Consider the following 14,949-nt stretch of genomic DNA (forward strand, 5'->3'; position numbering starts at 1 on the left):
CCCGTGTTCATGACCGTATTTTTCAAGCCTCGCGCCCTGCACGCCGCCGCCAGCTTGGCGTTCGCAGCTTCCGCCTTGTTCGGCGGCGCCGGCGGCGCGCAGGCGCGCGATGCCGCGCTGCCGCCGATGTTCGACGACCTTCAGCGCCGCACCTTCGACTTTTTCTGGGAAACCGCCAACCCGGCCAACGGCCTGGTGCCGGACCGCTATCCGACGCCGTCGTTTTCCAGCGTGGCGGCGGTCGGCTTCGGTCTGACCGCGTATCCGATCGGCGTCGAACGCGGCTACGTCACGCGCCAGCAGGCGCGCGACCGCGTGCTGGCCACGTTGCGTTTCTTCCGCGACGCGCCGCAGGGCGACGCCAAGGGCACGTCCACTAGCGGCTACAAGGGCTTCTTCTATCACTTCCTCGACATGAAGACCGGACTGCGGCACGACAAGGTTGAACTGTCGACCGTCGACACCGCGCTGTTCCTGGCCGGCGCGCTGTTCTGCCAATCCTATTTCGACGGCGACGATCCGGCGGAGAAGGAGATCCGCAAGCTGGCCGCCGAGATCTACGAGCGGGTCGACTGGACCTGGGCGCAAGCGCGCAAGCCGTCGATCGCGCTGGGCTGGCATCCCGAATCCGGCTTCATTCCCTACGATTGGAAGGGCTACAACGAAGCCATGCTGGTCTACGTGCTGGCGCTCGGATCGCCCACCCATCCGGTGCAGCCGGACGCCTGGAAGGCCTGGACCAGCACCTACCCGAATAGCCTTGAAGGAAAGGGCGACGCGGAGCATCTCGCCTATCCGTCGTTGTTCATCCATCAGTACAGCCATGTATGGATCGACTTCCGGGGCATCCGTGACGAGTACATGGGCAAGCGCGGATACGACTATTTCGAGAACAGCCGCCGCGCCACCTATGCGCAGCAGGCTTACGCGATCGCCAATCCCCTGCGTTGCAAGGGTTATGGCGCCAACGTCTGGGGCATCACCGCCAGCGATGGCCCGGTGGACAAGACACTGGACTACGGCGCCATCAAGCTGCCATTCCGCACCTACACGGCGCGCGGCATCGGTGGCCTGAAACACTACGACGATTGCACCCTGGCGCCGACGGCCGCCGCGTCGTCGCTGCCGTTCGCGCCGGAGATCGTGGTGCCGGCGGTGCTGGAGATGAAAAAGCGCTACGGCGACTGGATCTATGGGCGCTACGGCTTCCTGGACGCCTTCAATCCAAGCTTTGACTACGATATCCCCGTCTCGCAAGGACGCACGCTCAAAGGCAAGGGTTGGGTCGACAACGACTATCTCGGCATCGACCAGGGGCCGATCCTCGCCATGACGGAAAACTACCGCAGCGATTTTGTGTGGCGCGTGATGCGGGGCCACCCGGTGATTCGGCGCGGACTGGAACGCGCCGGCTTTACAGGTGGCTGGCTGAAGCAGCCGGAGAAGGTTAGCCCGGCAACAGAGATGGCGCCCGCCCAATGATGCGAGGTTTGTCACTGCGCCAATGCTTTTCGCACGCGATACTGCTAATGCTGGCCTGCGCCTTGCTGGCATCGTGCGCGCCGCGCAAGGAGGAGGGCGTTGTGCTGAAGTTTTGGGCCATGGGGCGCGAGGGCGAAGTCGTCACCGCGCTGATGCCGGAGTTCGAACGCACCCACCCCGGCGTGCGGGTCGAAGTCCAGCAACTGCCGTGGACCGCCGCGCACGAAAAGCTGCTGACCGCTTTCGCCGGCGACGTCATGCCCGACATTTTCCAGCTCGGGAACACGTGGGTGCCGGAGTTCGCGGTGCTGGGCGCGTTGCTGCCGCTGGACGCGCAAGTCGCCGCCTCGAAGCTGGTGACCCGGTCCGACTATTTTCCCGGCATCTGGGATACCAATATCGTCGACGGCAAGCTGTGGGGCGCGCCGTGGTATATCGACACCCGCGTGCTGTTCTACCGGCGCGATATGCTGGCACGCGCCGGCTACGCCAAGCCGCCGCAAACCTGGACCGAATGGATGAAGGCGATGAACGCCATCAAGCGCCGGGTGGGACCGGACAATTACGCGATCCTGCTGCCGAGCGATGAATTCGAGCCGTTGCTGGCGCTGGCCTTGCAGAACGATGAGCCGTTGCTGCGTGACGGTGGCCGCTATGGCAACTTCCGCAGCGCCGGTTTTCGCAGAAGCTTGCAGCTATACGCCGACATGTACGCGCAGAAGCTGGCGCCGATGAACCGCATCACCAACGTCTATCACGAATTCGGCATGGGCTACGTGTCCTTCTACATTTCCGGTCCCTGGAATATGGGCGAATTCAAACGCCGTCTGCCGGCCGATCAGCAGCAGCACTGGATGACGGCGATCTTGCCCGGGCCTTCCGGTCCGGCGGCCTCCATCGCGGGCGGTGCCAGCCTGGCGCTGTCGGCATCGTCCAAACATCCGCGCGAAGCTTGGCAATTGATCGAGTACCTGTCCCGCACCGATACAGCTGCGCGCTTCCACGAGTTGACGGGCGACCTGCCGCCGCGCCGCAGCAACTGGAGCGCGCCGCGCCTTGCCAACGATGTCTATGCGCAGGCGTTCAGGCAGCAGTTCGAGCGTGTGAAGCCGGCGCCCAAGGTGCCCGAGTGGGAACGCATCGCCACCGAAATGCGGCTGGTCGCCGAGCGCGTGACGCACGGCGAGCTGACGGTCGACCAGGCGGTGGCTTCGCTGGACGCGAAGGCCGACCATATCCTGGAAAAGCGCCGCTGGATGCTGGCGCGGAAGGAGGCGCGATGAACCCGCGCCGCGCCGCCTGGTGCTTCGCCGGCCCCGCGTTGCTGGTCATCGGCGTGTTCTTCTTCCTGCCGGTGCTGGCAGCGTTGGTAATGAGCCTTACCGACTTCGATATCTACGCGCTGGCAAATCTGGACAACCTGCGCTTCGTCGGGCTGCGCAACTACGCCGAGCTGCTGCAAACGCCGCTGTTCTGGCAGGCGCTCGGCAATACGCTGTACTTCGTCGTGGTCGGCGTTCCGCTGTCGATCGCCGCCTCGCTGGGGGCGGCGTTGCTGCTGAATTCCCGTCTCACCTGGTTCAAGGGGCTGTTCCGCACCGCCTTTTTCGCGCCAGTGGTGACGTCGCTGGTGGCGGTGGCGGTGATCTGGCGCTACCTGCTGCATACGCGCTACGGCATGATCAACCACGGCCTGGATCAATTGGGCATATCGCCTGTGGATTGGCTGAACGATCCCGATTGGGCGATGCCGGCGATTATCCTGTTCGCGGTCTGGAAGAACTTCGGGTACAACATGATCATCTTCCTGGCGGGCCTGCAAAGCATTCCCGACGATCTGTACGAGGCGGCGGGTCTGGACGGCGCCGGCATATGGGGGCAGTTCCGCTTCATCACCTGGCCGATGCTCGGACCGACGATGCTGATGGTGAGTATCCTGAGCATGTCGGGCTACTTCCAGCTGTTCGCCGAGCCGTACGTGATGACGCAGGGCGGGCCGGTACAGAGTACCGTCAGCGTGCTGTATTTCATGTACGAGCAAGGTTTCAAATGGTGGAACCTGGGCGCGGCGTCGGCGGTGGCCTTCATTCTGTTCGTGATCATGTTCGGCGTCACCTTGCTGCAACTGCGCTTTGCCAAGGGAGCGGACGCATGACCGCCTTCTCCTGGAAACCGCGCGCGCTGGCGCTCAACGCCGTGATGCTGGCCGCCGGCGCGCTCACTTTGTTCCCGCTGCTATGGATGCTGTCGGTATCGCTGATGGAGCCCGGCGAGTCGAGCGCGTTTCCGCTGCCTCTGGTGCCGCGCGCCGCGACCTTGCACAACTACCGCGAGCTGTTCACGCATGCCGGCATCGGCCGGTATCTGCTCAATAGTTTGCTGCTGTCGTGTGCCGCCACGGCATTGTCGCTGCTGTTTAACGTCAGCGCGGGATACGCCTTCGCCAAGCTGCAGTTCCGTGGACGCGACCGGATTTTCAAGGTCATGCTGGGCGCGTTGGTGATACCTAGCCAGGTGGCGATGCTGCCGCTTTTCCTCCTGCTGAAGTATCTGGGGCTGGTCAACACCTATGGCGCGGTGCTGGTGCCGGCGATGGCGGGGATCTTCGGCATTTTCCTGGTGCGTCAATACGCGCTGACGATACCCGATGCGTTGCTGGAAGCGGCGCGCATGGACGGCGCCAGCGAGTTCCGGATCTTCCGCGTGATCGTACTGCCGCTGCTAACGCCGATCCTGGTCACGTTGGGCATCTTCACCTTCCTCGGGACGTGGAACGACTTTATGTGGCCGTTGATCGTGCTGACCGATAAAGATCTCTACACCTTGCCTGTGGCACTTGCATCGCTGTCGCGCGAGCACGTTCAGGATAACGAGTTGATGATGGCAGGTTCGGTGCTGACCATTGTGCCGGTGCTGCTGTTGTTCCTCGGTTTGCAGCGATACTACATCCAAGGCTTGCTGGTGGGGAGCGTAAAGGGATGAGGCTCATACACCTTTTGGCTGCGGGCCTGGTCGCCGCGCTGATGTCGGCGGCTGTCGCTTCGGAGCCGCCGCGCGTGCTCGACGATTTTTCATCTGTCGACGCGTGGCAGGCGCAGGCCTCCGACGGCGTGCAGTCCACAGCCAGCGCCGCCGATGGCGGTTTGCGGCTTGATTTCGACTTCGCCGGCAAGGGCGGCTACGCCTTCGTGCGCCGCGCGCTGCCGCTGGACCTGCCGGAGAACTACGAAATCTCGTTCTACGTGCGCGCCGACGCGCCGGTGAATCATTTCGAATTCAAAATGACCGACGCCAGCGGCGATAACGTCTGGTGGTTCCCGCAGCAGAACTACAGCTTCCCGAAAGAGTGGCAACTGGTGCGCATCAAGAAGCGCCAGGTGCTGTTTGCGTGGGGGCCGACGAAGGACCGGGACCTCAAACGCGCCGACCGTATCGAGTTTGTGGTCAGCGCAGGCAGTGGTGGTGGCAAAGGGTCTGTCTACGTTAAACAATTGACGATGCGCGCGCTGCCGCGGGTACCGGATACGTGGCCAAAGCCGGTCGCGCAGGCTTCTTCCCACCTGGCCGGCGGAGCGGCCGCGCTGGCGGTCGATGGCGATGCGGGTACCAGGCGGGTTGGCACGAAGAGCAAAAGCGAGCCACAGCGCCTGACGATCGATCTTGGCTCGGAGCGCGAATTCGGCGGCTTGGTGCTGCACTGGCAGGGCCGCCGCTATGCCAGCAACTATGATATCGAACTGTCTTCGGATGGCAGACAATGGCGGTTGGCGCGCCGTGTCGTCGCGGGCAATGGGGGCGACGATCCATTGCGCCTGGCGGAGTCGGAAGCGCGATATATCCGTTTGGTGCTGCGCGACGGTCCGTCGTCGGCGTATGCGCTGGCGGAAGTCGAGCTGAAGGATCTGGCATGGGGGGCGACACCCAACCAGTTTCTCGAAGGCGTGGCGCGCGGCGCCCAGCGGGGATTTTATCCACGGGGCTTCTCCGGCCAGCAGCCTTACTGGACGCTGGTGGGCGTCGATGGCGGCGGCGATCACAGCGCGCTCATTTCCGAGGATGGCGCCCTGGAGGCGAAGCAGGGCGGATATTCCGTGGAACCCTTTGTCCGCGACGGCAACCGGCTAGTGACGTGGGCCGATGTGAAAGTGAGCCAAAGTTTGCAGGATGGCTATCTGCCCGTGCCGTCGGTACTGTGGCGGCATCCGGATTGGACGCTGTCCATCACTGCCGCCGCCGACGGCACGCCGGCTTCATCGCAACTGCTGGCAAAGTACGAGCTGAAAAACTTTGGCGCGACCGCGCGGCGCATGCAGCTGGTTTTGGCGGTGCGGCCGTTCCAGGTCAACGCGCCACGCCAGTTCCTCAATACGCCGGGCGGTTTCAGCGCCATCCACGATCTGCGGTGGGATGGCAAGACGATCACAATCAACGGCGATAGCAAAATCCATCCTTTGCAAGCGCCCGCCGGCGTGGCCTTGTCATCGTTCGATGGCGGCCTGCTGCCTGGCGCCTCTCCTGCGAAATCGGGCATGCGTAGCCTGCATGACGAAACGGGCATGGCCTCGGCGGCGATGACTTATGAGGTGGTGCTGCCCCCGCGCGGAAGCGTTGTGATTGGCGCGGTGCTGCCGATGGCGGGCGGCCCGGCGGCATTGACCATTCCTTCCGCCAGCAGGAACGCCGCCGCATGGTTGACGGAGCATCAGGAAGCGGCGGCGGCAGGGTGGCGCGACAAGCTAAATCGGGTCACACTGAAAGTGCCGGCGGCCGGTCAGCACATGGCCGACACCTTGCGCTCGTCCCTTGCGCACATGCTGATGACGCGGGAGGGACCATCGCTGCAACCCGGCACCCGCTCCTATCGGCGCTCCTGGATACGCGATGGCGCGATGATGTCGGAGGCGCTGCTGCGCCTCGGGCAGGCCGACATCGCGGCCGACTACCTCCGTTGGTATGCGCCATACCAGTTCGACAACGGCAAAGTACCGTGCTGCGTCGACCGTCGCGGCGCCGATCCGGTCCCGGAAAACGATAGTCACGGCCAGTTGATCTTCCTTGCGGCGGAGCTGTATCGCTACACGCAGGACAAGACCGCGCTTGCCGATGTGTGGCCGCGCGTCGATGCCGCCGCGCGCTACATGGAAACCTTGCGCCAGTCCGAACGCGGCGAGGCAAATCGTACGTCGGAGCGTCGCGCGTTCTATGGGTTGATGCCGGCATCCATCAGCCACGAGGGGTATTCGGAAAAGCCGATGCACTCGTACTGGGATGACTTCTGGGCTATGCGGGGCTACAAGGACGCGGTCCATATCGCCGCTGCACTCGGGAAGACCGATGACGGGCAGCGCCTCGCGCTGGCGCGCGACGAGTTTCGGCGCGACCTCTATGCGTCGTTGGACGCGGCAACCGTTGCTCACGGCATTGACTACCTCCCCGGTGCGGCGGAACTGGGCGACTTCGATCCCACGTCGTCGACCATTGCGCTGACGCCCGGCGGCGAGCAGCAGTTCCTGCCGCCTGCTTTGCTGCGGCCCACCTACGAGAAGTACTGGGACTTCTTCCTGGCCCGCCGCGATGGCCGAAAGGCGTGGGAGGACTACACGCCTTATGAACTGCGTAACGTCAGCGCCTTTGTGCGTTTGGGCTGGCGCGAGCGCGCGGCCGAGCTGCTGGATTATTTTTATGCCGACCAGCGTCCAGCAAAGTGGAACCAATGGGCGGAAGTCCTCGGCCGCGACATGCGCCAGCCGCGCTTTGTCGGCGACATGCCGCACGGCTGGATCTCGTCCGACTACATCCGCGCGGCGCTCGACTCGTTCGCCTACGAGCGGGAGGCGGATCAAGCGCTATTGCTGGCAGAAGGCGTGCCGGTGGACTGGCTGCGCGGAGAAGGCGTCGGCCTTCACGGACTGCGCACGCCGTACGGTCCGCTCAGCTACAAGCTGGCTGCCGCCGCCGGCACGCTCTCTTTAACTGTCGATGCCATGCAACGTAAACCTCCCGGCGGCGTGGTTTTCACCTGGCCGTGGGACACGGCGCCCGGCGAGGCCACGCTAAACGGCAAACCGGTGCCATGGAAAAACCGGCAGATCAGGATCGATAGCCTGCCGGCGGTGCTGAAAATGAATGGCGCATCGTTATAACTTCGAGATCACAAGGATCATCAAATGAGTAAATCCATCCAGTTTCCCGCCGACTTTTTGTGGGGGAGCGCGACGTCGGCGTATCAGATCGAAGGTTCGCCGCTGGCCGATGGCGCGGGGCCGAGCATCTGGCAGCGCTTCTGCGCGGTGCCGGGCAATGTGCGCGACGGCGACAACGGCGACGTCGCCTGCGACCATTACAACCGCTACAAGGAGGACGTCGCGCTGATGGTGAAGCTGGGACTGAAAGCCTATCGCTTCAGTGTGTCGTGGAGCCGCATCCTGCCGCAGGGGCGCGGCGCCGTGAATCAGGCCGGCCTGGACTTCTACAGCCGTTTGATCGACGAGCTGCTTGCCAACGGCATCGAGCCGATGCTCACGCTGTACCACTGGGATTTGCCCGCGGCGCTGGACGATCGGGGCGGCTGGCTCAATCCCGACATCGCCGACTGGTTCACCGACTATGCGCGGGTACTGTTCCAGGCCTTCGATGGGCGGGTCAAGTCGTGGGCAACGCTCAACGAGCCTTGGGTGGTCACCGATGGCGGCTACCTGCACGGCACCTTGGCGCCTGGCCATCGCAGCGTGCACGAGGCGGCGCTGGCCAGTCACAACCTGATGCGGGCGCACGGCAGTGCCGTCAAGGCCTATCGGGAAATAGGCAGGCATCAAATCGGCATCGTCGTCAATATCGAACCTAAATATCCGGCCAGCCAGTCGCAGGCCGATCTCGACGCCACGCGCCGCGCGGACGCCTACATGAACCGCCAGTACCTCGATCCGATCTTCCTCGGCGCCTATCCGCCGGAGCTCAAGCAGATGTTCGGCGAGGCTTGGCCTGACTGGCCGGCCGCCGACTTCGAGTTGATCGGCCAGAAGCTGGATTTCGTCGGAATCAACTATTACACCCGCAGCGTGGTGCGCGACGAGCCCTCCAATTGGCCGCTGAAAGTGGCGCCGGTCCGCCAGACCCAGGCCACCTACACGGAGACGGGATGGGAAGTCTTCCCGCAGGGGCTGACCGATACGCTGGTCAACTTCAAACGGCTGTACGGCGACACGCCGCTGTACGTGATGGAGAACGGTTCGGCGTTCTACGATCCGCCGCAGGCCGAGGGTGGTCGGGTGCACGATCCGCTGCGCGTCGATTGCCTGCGCAAGAATATGGGCGCCATCAGCGCCGCGCTGGAAGCGGGCGTCGATTTGCGGGGCTACATGGTATGGTCGCTGCTGGACAATCTGGAGTGGTCGCTGGGCTTCTCCAAGCGCTTCGGCATCATCCACGTTAATTTTGAAACGCAGCAGCGCACATTGAAAGACAGCGCCATGCTGTACGCCGATATCGTCGCCAGTAATGGCGCCTGTCTCAATCAAACAGCCGGAAAGCACCATGAATAATCGTTTAGAAAACACCTTTGCGCGTGAAACGCGACTGCTCTCCAACGGTAGCTTCACCACGCTGATCACGGGCGCCGGCGCTGGTTTCAGCCGGGTCGGCGACATGGCCTTGTCGCGCTGGAGCGGCGACCGCATCGAGGACGGCGAGGGCTACTTCATCTATCTGCGCGACACCGTCAGCGGCGAGGTATGGTCACTGGGCTTGCAGCCTGGCGGGCCGGGGGACGCGGTCAGGACTTCCGGCGGCGAGGCTGGCAGCTTCTGGATCGGCGTCTCGGCGCATGGCATCGCGGCCCACATGGAGATCGCCGTCGATCCCGCGCGTGACGTCGAACTGCGCAGCGTGGTGCTCAAGAATACCGGTTCGACCGAGCGTCATATCGAGGTGACCAGCTATCTGGAAGTGGTGTTGAATCGACAAGCGGATGAAGCCTCCCATCCGGCTTTCTCCAAATTGTTCGTGCAGACCGAGCATGACGCCGCCACGGGCGCCTTGCTGGCACGGCGCAGGCCGCGCGGCGAGGGCGATGCGGCGCTGTGGATGATACATGCCGCCGCCGGTGGCGCGGCTGCGGGCTTTGAGACCGATCGTACGCGCTTTGTTGGACGCGGACGGGAGCTGCGCTCGCCGGCCGGCATGGACGGAGAACTGTCCGGCACCGCCGGAAATGTGCTCGATCCGGCATTCAGCTTGCGCCGCGCGTTAACGCTGGCGCCGGGCGCGCACACCAGCGTGGCGTTTATCCTGGGTGCTGCAGACAGTCGCGAGAAAGCGCTCGCGTTGGCCGGCGGCCTGGAACCGGCGGATCGCGCGCCGATCAATGCCGCCCGCGCCGCCCAGCAGGCGCTGGAGCAACGACTGGGTTTGAGTTCGGACGAGGCGACCTATTTGCAGCGGTTGGCGGGTGCGATGCTGTATGGCGAGCCTGCGGTACGCGCGCCGCGCCATACCGCGCGTGAGATTGAAGCTTCCGCCGATATCGCTGCCGTTGTGTCGTCCTACGATCTTCCCGCCGGGCCGTTGGCTATCGCGTGGGTCGATGGCGCCGACGACGCCAATGCAGGTTTGCTGCTGCGTGCTCGCGCTTATTGGGCCGCACACGGATGGATGGTCGATCTTTTACTGCTGGATGGTGACGGCTCTTACAAGGATGCGGAAGGCGTCCATGTGCGCAAACCGGAAAGGTTCAACAAGCAGGATCTCGCCTTGATCGAAATGACCGCGCTGCTGGTCGTTCGCGGCAGGATGCCGGTGCTGGATGCCGATGTCGCCCCGTCCGCCGCCCAGCCGCCTGCCACGCGCACGACGGATCCGGATGGGCCGACGACGGTGCCCGGCCGCGCCGTGCTGCATCACTTCAATGGCTATGGCGGGTTCACAGATGCGGGCGACGAGTACGTCATTCGCATGGATTGGGACGCGACCAATGGATTGCGTCGTCCGCCGCTGGCCTGGACCAATGCCATCTCGAACGAGGAATTCGGTTTTCTCGTCAGCGAAAGCGGCTCCGGCTATACCTGGAGCCGCAACAGTCGCATTCACCGTTTGACACCATGGTCCAACGATCCGATACGCGATCCGCATGGCGAGGCGCTGTACCTGCGCGACGAGGACAGTGGCCAATACTGGTCACCGGTGCCCGGTCCGGCCCCGGCGCGCGCGGGATACGAGGCGGCGCACGGCTTTGGCTACACGCGCTTCAATCACTTCAGCCATGGCCTTGAGCAGGAAACGGTGATGTTCGTGCCGCGCCACGATCCGGTGAAGATTGTTCGCGTGCGGGTGACCAATCGCGACCCGGTTGCGCGCCGGGTGTCGATGTTCTCGTATCAGCGGCTGGTGCTGGGCGGTACGCCGGCCGAGAGCAGCCGTTTTGTTATCACGGAGTGGGATGCCTCGGGCGCGCTGCTGGCGACCAATCCGCTCGCCGGCCAGTTCGCCGACGGTGTTACGTTTGCCGCCGCGTTGCCGGGTGATGGCGCGACGGTGCATCACAGCGCCGACCGCGACGTCTTCATCGGCCAGCACGGCGACCTTGCCAAGCCAGCCGCGCTGGCCGCCGCACGATTGGATGGCGCGTCAGGCGCTGGCCTCGACCCATGCGCTGCGCTCCAGACGACGCATGAACTGGCGCCGGGTGCGACGCTGGAATGGGTTGTGCTGCTGGGCGAGACGCGGGAGCGCGCGACCGCGCTGGAATTGGTGGGACGCTACGCCGCGCCGGGTGCGGTGCAGCGGGCATTCGACGAGATCACTGCTTTCTGGCGCCACACCGTCGGCGCGGTACAAGTGAGCACGCCGGTGCCGGCCATTGATTTGATGCAGAACGGTTGGCTGGCCTACCAGAATCTGAGTTGCCGCATTTGGGGGCGCTCGGCGTTCTACCAGTCCGGCGGCGCATTGGGCTATCGCGACCAGTTGCAGGACTCGAGTGCGATGATCTATGCCCGCCCCGACTTGACGCGTCAGCAGATCCGTATCCATGCTGCGCACCAGTTTGTCGAAGGCGATGTCCTGCACTGGTGGCATACGGCGCCAATGGAACGCGGGCTGCGCACGCGCTTCTCCGACGACCTGCTTTGGCTGCCGTACGTCGCCGCCTTCTACATCAAAACCACCGGCGACTGGAGCGTGCTCGATGAAGTCGAACCATTCCTGACTGCGCCGCTGCTGGAGGAGGGCGAGGACGAGGTCTATCTGAAACCGTCGCTGTCGGGCGAAAGTGCCGTCGTCTACGAGCATTGTTGCCGCGCGCTGGACCGCTCGCTGACGCAGGGCGCGCACGGCTTGCCGCTGATGGGCACGGGCGACTGGAACGACGGCATGAACCGCGTCGGCCGCGAAGGGCGCGGCGAAAGCGTATGGATGGGCTTTTTCCTGTCGCGCATCATCAAGGATTTCCTGCCGATCTGCGAGCAGCGCGGCGATACCGCGCGCGTTGCCATCTACAGCGCCTACCACGATCATCTGGACCACGCGCTGAACGATGGCGGCTGGGACGGCGAATGGTATCGCCGCGCCTATTACGACAACGGTGCCGTCATCGGTTCCAAGGACAGCGACGAGTGCCAGATCGACGCGCTGGCGCAGGCGTGGGCTGTGATCTCCGAAGCGGCGCCGCCGGCACGCGCCGCGCAGGCGCTGGACGCGCTGGAGCAGCGGCTGGTGTCCGAGCAGGATGGTCTGATACGGCTGCTGACGCCTGCTTTCGTCAATACGCCCAACGATCCTGGCTACATCAAGGGCTATGTGGCGGGCGTGCGCGAAAACGGCGGCCAGTATACCCATGCCGCGTGCTGGGTGGTGCGGGCGATGGCCGAAGCGGGTCGTCGCGATCGCGCGGCGCGGCTGCTGGAGATGCTCAGCCCTGTGACCCATGCGCGCGACATGGCGGCGGTGGCGGTGTACCAGGTCGAACCGTATGTCATCGCGGCCGACGTCTATGGCGAGGCGCCGCACGTGGGACGCGGCGGTTGGACCTGGTACACGGGATCGTCCGGCTGGATGTACCGGGTGGGCCTGGAGTCGGTGCTGGGTTTCAGTATCGAAGGCGGGGACACGATCGTGATGGCCCCACGCATTCCGGACGATTGGCCGGAATTCAGTATCCGCCATCAGTTGCCCGACGGCGGCGGCAGCTACGAGATCAAGGTGCTTAATCCCGACCGTCGCGCCAACGATGTTGTTTCGGTGACCCTTGACGGCACGGCACTCGCGGCCGACGACGGTGTGGCGCGAATTCCGCTGCTGCGCGATGGCGCGGCCCACCGCGTCGAACTGGTGTTGGGTTGAGGGGAAGTCATGGCAGGAGTAGACATTCGCGGCATACGCAAGGGATTCGGCCAGCAGCCCATCCTGCGAGGCATAGACCTGAGCATCGCCGACGGCGAGTTCGTCGTATTCGTCGGGCCGTCCGGTTGCGGCAAATCGACCTTGCTGCGCACGATCTGCGGGCTGGAAACTGCCGACGAGGGCACGGTGAGCATCGGCGGGCGTGACATGACGCACGTCACGCCCGCCGCGCGCGGCATCGCAATGGTGTTTCAGAGCTACGCGCTGTATCCGCACATGACGGTATTCGACAACATGGGCTTCGCGTTGAAGATGGCGGGACTTTCGCGCGAAGAGATAAAAGCCAAGGTGGAGCAGGCGGCGGCCACGCTGCGCATCGAGCCGCTGTTGCAGCGCAAGCCCAAGGAGTTGTCGGGCGGCCAGCGCCAGCGGGTGGCAATCGGCCGCGCCATCGTGCGTCAGCCGGAAGTGTTCCTGTTCGATGAACCGCTGTCCAATCTCGACGCGTCGCTGCGGGTTCAGATGCGCATCGAGCTAAAAAACCTGCACCGCACCCTGCGCAGCACGATGATCTATGTAACCCATGACCAGGTCGAGGCAATGACCTTGGCCGACCGTATCGTGGTGCTGCGCGGCGGGCAAGTGGAGCAGGTCGGCGCGCCGCTGGAGCTGTATCAGAGGCCGGCCAATATGTTCGTCGCCGGCTTTCTCGGTTCGCCGGCGATGAACTTCCTGACCGGCGTGGTGGAGTTGTTGGCCGGGCAGGCGATGGCGGTGCGGCTGGCCGGCGGCGCGCTGGTGCCGATCGGCGCGCGCGACGGGCTCGTTCCGGGATCGCCGGTGTCGCTGGGCGTGCGCGCCGAGCACATGGCCCTGGCGCCCCCCGATCCGGCAGGCGGCGGCGTCGCCGGCATTCCGGTCACGGTGCAGGCGGCGGAGCTGCTCGGCGATGCCAGCTACATTTATTTGACACCGGACGGCGGCACGACCCAGTTGATCGCAAGGGCGGATGCCGAAGCGCGCTGGCAGGGCGGCCAGAGCGCCGTCGTACGCGTCGAGCAGGCGCGTTGGCACGTCTTCGACGCGCACGGACTAGCTATTTATTGAGCCTGGATCGTGCGACTTCGCTGGCGCCGTCCGGTATCATAGGCCTTACCGATACCGATCATGGAGTTGCGAATGCGCTGTAAATTAATGCTGTCATTGCTGGTGCTGTCCTTTGCCGCCCACGCGGGCAGTTACACCGAACGCGCTGTCACGCAGGCCGTCGCCGGCGGCACGCTGTATGGCACCGAGTTGATACCGGGGGGCGGCGCCAAGGTGCCGGTGGTGCTGCTGCACTCCGGTTCCGGCCCGACGGACCGCGACGGCAATAGCGAAGCGGCTTCGCTGCTCAATAATTCACTGCGCATGCTGGCCGAATCGCTGGCGCAGCAAGGCATTGCGACGGTGCGCTACGATAAGCGCGGCGTCGCTTCCAGCGCCGGCTTGGTCAAGGAGGAATCCGATCTGCGGCTCGATAGCTATGTCGACGACGCCGTGGTGTGGATGCGCCAACTGCGCGCCGACAAGCGGTTCTCGAAGGTGGTGATGGCGGGGCACAGCGAAGGCGCGCTGATCGCGCTGGTGGCGTGCCAGCGCGCCAAGGCGGATGCCTGCGTGTCGATCTCCGGCCCCGGCCACCCATTGGCCGACATCCTGCGTGACCAACTCAAGCCCAAGCTGCCGCCCGCGCTGGCCGGCGCAAACGAACGCGTACTGGTCGCGCTGGAGCAGGGCAAGGCGGTGGAGGATGTGCCGCCGGAGCTGATGATGCTGTACCGGCCGTCGGTGCAGCCGTATTTGATATCGTCCTTCAAGACCGATCCGCGCAAGGCGATCGCCGCGCTGAAAATGCCGGTGCTGATCGCGCAGGGCACGACCGACATCCAGGTCGCCGTGAAGGAGGCGCAGGCGCTCTCGGAGGCCGCGCCGTCGGCCAAGCTGGTGACCATCGAGGGCATGAATCACGTGCTGAAAATGGTACCCGCCGATCCCGCCGCGCAACGGGCATCGTATAGCGATCCAAATCTGCCGCTGGCCCCGCAATTGAGCGAGGCCGTGGCGGCGTTTGTCAAACAGCGCTGACGTAAC

General features: G+C 64.5%; 9 protein-coding genes. All 9 read left to right on the forward strand.

Annotated features, from left to right (window positions below):
• Positions 1-9: 9 nt before the first annotated feature.
• The 9 genes from NHH73_10185 (at position 10) to NHH73_10225 (ending at position 14,943) form a co-directional block, all read left to right on the forward strand.
• Entirely contained in the window at positions 10-1,482 is a 1,473-nt protein-coding gene (locus NHH73_10185; GenBank protein USX28621.1) for a hypothetical protein, read from the forward strand.
• Positions 1,479-2,765, forward strand: coding sequence for a sugar ABC transporter substrate-binding protein (locus tag NHH73_10190; GenBank protein ID USX28622.1), 1,287 nt, complete (start codon positions 1,479-1,481; stop codon positions 2,763-2,765). Before NHH73_10185 ends, NHH73_10190 begins: the two co-directional genes overlap by 4 nt.
• Entirely contained in the window at positions 2,762-3,637 is an 876-nt protein-coding gene (locus NHH73_10195) for a sugar ABC transporter permease (protein USX28623.1), read from the forward strand. Before NHH73_10190 ends, NHH73_10195 begins: the two co-directional genes overlap by 4 nt.
• Positions 3,634-4,464, forward strand: coding sequence for a carbohydrate ABC transporter permease (locus NHH73_10200; protein ID USX28624.1), 831 nt, complete (start codon positions 3,634-3,636; stop codon positions 4,462-4,464). The genes NHH73_10195 and NHH73_10200 overlap by 4 nt, the downstream gene beginning before the upstream one ends.
• Positions 4,465-4,538: 74 nt before the next feature.
• The gene (locus tag NHH73_10205; GenBank protein USX28625.1) at positions 4,539-7,625 is read left to right on the forward strand and encodes a discoidin domain-containing protein; all 3,087 of its coding nucleotides are present in this window, start codon (positions 4,539-4,541) and stop codon (positions 7,623-7,625) included.
• Between the two features lie 24 nt (positions 7,626-7,649).
• Entirely contained in the window at positions 7,650-9,023 is a 1,374-nt protein-coding gene (locus tag NHH73_10210; protein ID USX28626.1) for a GH1 family beta-glucosidase, read from the forward strand.
• A complete protein-coding gene (locus tag NHH73_10215) occupies positions 9,016-12,816 on the forward strand; it encodes a hypothetical protein (protein ID USX28627.1) in 3,801 nt (1,266 codons plus the stop codon). Before NHH73_10210 ends, NHH73_10215 begins: the two co-directional genes overlap by 8 nt.
• A gap of 9 nt (positions 12,817-12,825) precedes the next feature.
• Positions 12,826-13,923, forward strand: coding sequence for a sn-glycerol-3-phosphate ABC transporter ATP-binding protein UgpC (ugpC, locus tag NHH73_10220; protein USX28628.1), 1,098 nt, complete (start codon positions 12,826-12,828; stop codon positions 13,921-13,923).
• Positions 13,924-13,995: 72 nt separating this feature from the next.
• Positions 13,996-14,943 (forward strand): lysophospholipase, encoded by a 948-nt coding sequence (locus NHH73_10225; GenBank protein ID USX28629.1) that lies wholly within the window; start codon positions 13,996-13,998, stop codon positions 14,941-14,943.
• The last annotated feature ends 6 nt before the right edge of the window (positions 14,944-14,949 follow it).

This window comes from Oxalobacteraceae bacterium OTU3CINTB1 (assembly GCA_024123955.1).
Classification (GTDB): Bacteria; Pseudomonadota; Gammaproteobacteria; order Burkholderiales; family Burkholderiaceae_D; genus Rugamonas.

What these genes read in the sequence shown, in the direction of transcription:
- NHH73_10195 (USX28623.1), top strand. Translation starts at nt 2,762, where the DNA reads ATGAACCCGCGCCGCGCCGCCTGGTGCTTCGCCGGCCCCGCGTTGCTG.
- NHH73_10225 (USX28629.1), top strand. Translation starts at nt 13,996, where the DNA reads ATGCGCTGTAAATTAATGCTGTCATTGCTGGTGCTGTCCTTTGCCGCC.
- NHH73_10215 (USX28627.1), top strand. Translation starts at nt 9,016, where the DNA reads ATGAATAATCGTTTAGAAAACACCTTTGCGCGTGAAACGCGACTGCTC.
- NHH73_10185 (USX28621.1), top strand. Translation starts at nt 10, where the DNA reads ATGACCGTATTTTTCAAGCCTCGCGCCCTGCACGCCGCCGCCAGCTTG.
- NHH73_10190 (USX28622.1), top strand. Translation starts at nt 1,479, where the DNA reads ATGATGCGAGGTTTGTCACTGCGCCAATGCTTTTCGCACGCGATACTG.
- NHH73_10210 (USX28626.1), top strand. Translation starts at nt 7,650, where the DNA reads ATGAGTAAATCCATCCAGTTTCCCGCCGACTTTTTGTGGGGGAGCGCG.
- NHH73_10200 (USX28624.1), top strand. Translation starts at nt 3,634, where the DNA reads ATGACCGCCTTCTCCTGGAAACCGCGCGCGCTGGCGCTCAACGCCGTG.
- ugpC (USX28628.1), top strand. Translation starts at nt 12,826, where the DNA reads ATGGCAGGAGTAGACATTCGCGGCATACGCAAGGGATTCGGCCAGCAG.